Annotated in this window: 1 protein-coding gene; it reads right to left on the reverse strand. The window is 56.5% G+C overall.

The window, feature by feature from the left end; all coding sequences use genetic code 11:
• Positions 1 to 186: 186 nt before the first annotated feature.
• A complete protein-coding gene (locus N4G42_RS25270; RefSeq protein WP_238385505.1) occupies positions 187 to 2,355 on the reverse strand; it encodes a TonB-dependent receptor in 2,169 nt (722 codons plus the stop codon).
• Between the last annotated feature and the right edge of the window lie 410 nt (positions 2,356 to 2,765).

A 2,765-nucleotide genomic window follows, 5' to 3' on the forward strand; every position in this document is an offset into this window, starting at 1 on the left:
ATCGATTCAATGGCTGCCCACAGCGATGGGTAGTCGGCTCGATGCTCCTGCACCATGCGCACGGCGCGCTCGCGGACCTCGGGTGAGAACTTGTTTGACTTGGTCATAGCTCCATCTTCTCAAGTGTTGGAGCCTCCTCAAAACCCGGGGCGGTTCAACCTCAACTAGTCTGCCGGGCTTCGTCAATCAGAATTTCGCATTCAGCGCCAATCGAACGCCACGAGGCGCGCCCGGCGTGATGTTTGTGTTGCTGTTGGCGTTGATGTAGTACTTCTTGTTGAGAAGGTTCTCTACGTTGAGCTGTACTTGCATGGACTTGCTGATGGTGTAGAAGACAGCAGCATCGACACGGGTGTAGCCAGGGAGCGAGACATTCGGCGTGGGGTTAGCAGCGGTAGCGATCAGCTCGTTGGCTGCAAACATCTTCGTCCGATGTATTACGCCCAAACCTGCACCCCAGGCAGGAGTGAAGTCATAGCGGTTCCACAGCGTCAGGGTGTGCTTTGGAACTTGGCCCACCGCGCCACCGGCTCGCTGCGTGGCAGAGGTATCGGCCACAAACTTTGCGTCTGCATACGTGTAGCCACCTGCCACACTCCACGCGGCATTTACCCGCCCTGTCAGGCCCAGCTCAAGCCCTTGCGAACGCTGGCCATCGCTCAGCATAGTGCGAGTGCTGGTTGGATCTGTGGGATCCAACACGATCACGTTGGTGCGATCCAATCGATAGAGCGCTGCTGTGGCTGATAGGTTAGAGCGCAGATCCCACTTGGCTCCCAACTCAAAGTTCTTGAACTTCTCTGGCTTGAGCGCTGCATTTGTGAGACTCAGCGAGGACAGTTGATCGCCAGCACGCGGTTGATAGGCGACGCTGTAGTTGGCATACAGCGAGACGGCCTCTACAGGTTTGTAGATGACACCCACACGAGGCGACACAAGGCCATCCGACGTGTCGAACGTTTGACCATTGCGGTTATTCCGGAAATCGACAGTGAACTTGTCGTAGCGCAAGCCGCCTACGATCTGGAACTGAGGAGACAGCTCAATCTGATCCTGGAAGTACAGCGCGGCAACCTTCGCCTTACCACTGTTGTCCGCATCCGTGGCGCTTTGGCGGTACTGAATGGGCAGTGAAGTCGTGGGATTGGACAGCGGCACCGTCACGCTCGTAACGTTGCCCGGAAAGTACCCTGTGTTCCGGAAGTTGTCTGTGTCCTGCTGTCCTAACTCCATACCGAACAACAGCTTGTGCTTCACAGAGCCAGCACTGATGTTGTAGCTGAAGTCGGTTTGATTGAAGATGCTCTTTCTGCTGGTGGCATTGTTGTATGCGCTGATAGCGACTGATGTGCCCGCCGCGTTGACTGCACCCGGAAAGACGTTCTGGTAGAACTTGTCCTGATCCGTGATTCTGGTGCGGTTGCGAAGAGATAGGCCACTGTCGAACTCGTGCTCAACCGACGCACTGAAGGCATTGAGCGTTGTTCCAGTAGGACTGCCAGCCGCATTCCCGAAGAACGTAGAAGGTGCGACCGCTAAAGGTACGCCCTTGAAGGTGCTGATTCCGCGATCGGCAATCCGGTCGTCCTTGAAATGCTCATATCCAAGGGTCACCAGTGTTTTAGAGCCCGCGCGCCAAGACAAGGTGGGGTTGACGCCAGATCGCTTGATCCAGACGCCATCGCGGTAACTGTCAGAGTTTTCGTACAAGGCGTTCACACGGAATGCCAACTGATCACTGATCGGCTGATTGATGTCGGCGGTGAGGCGGCGGTTACTATTCGAGCCCAGCGTCACAGAGCCTCCCAGCGAAGGGGTCCATCGAGCCTGCTTACTCACACGGTTGATGAGACCGCCCGTGGCCCCTCGACCAAAAATCATCGCGTTAGGGCCTTTGAAGACTTCCACGCGCTCAATGTTGTAGAGATCTCGGTAGTACTGGACGTCATCGCGAACCCCATCGATGAAGAAGTCTCCGGTGCTGCTAATGCCGCGAAAAATAGGCGTTTCGCGATTGCCTTCTCCTTGCGCAAAGCCAATGCCAGGCACATAGAGCGTTGCCTCAGCCAGGCTCTGGGCAGCCTGGTCGCGGATCTGATCTTTGGTCACTACGGAAATCGACTGAGGGGTATCCCGCACGGGCGTGTCAGTCTTCGTGGCAGTTGAACTGCGCGGTGCGGCGTAGCCCTCTTCCGTCTCGCTGGTCACCGTCACAGTGGGTAGCGAGGCGGCCTGAGCCAATGCCGAGGCTGCAGGCATGGAGAGGGTTGCGGTAGCCGCAACGATTTCAATGGCGCGGCAGATGGCGTTACGCCGCGGGGATGTGACCACACCAGAGGATTGGGTTCGATTCATTTGAAGCATTGAGAGCCTTGGGAGCGGGAAGAGGAGTCAGGACGCCCCCGAAATCGCGAAGACATGGGGCGTGGATCACGCAATAACAAAATGCGACTTGTTCTCAGTCGCAATCAAATGTATCAATGCAAAAGTAGTTCTGTCAAGTTCTACTATTTGATGAAGCGCAGTACCACTGATGATCTGGGACAAGCTCGCGAGAACCGGCCCTGCGACGTAGCCTCGCCGTGATACGCTTCCGCACCCATGGCACGTAGCGTCCTACTTGTAGCTGCAGACGAAGAGCTCCGCCGGATCACCAAAGACCTTCTCGAACTGGAAGGGTTTGAAGTCCGAACGGCGAGGAGCGGTTCGGACGCGACCATGCGTATGGGGAAACGCATAGCACGGGTCGTGGTGATCGACGATTG

The organism is Acidovorax sp. K2F (assembly GCF_025246485.1).
In the GTDB taxonomy this organism is placed as follows: Bacteria; Pseudomonadota; Gammaproteobacteria; order Burkholderiales; family Burkholderiaceae_C; genus Acidovorax; species Acidovorax delafieldii.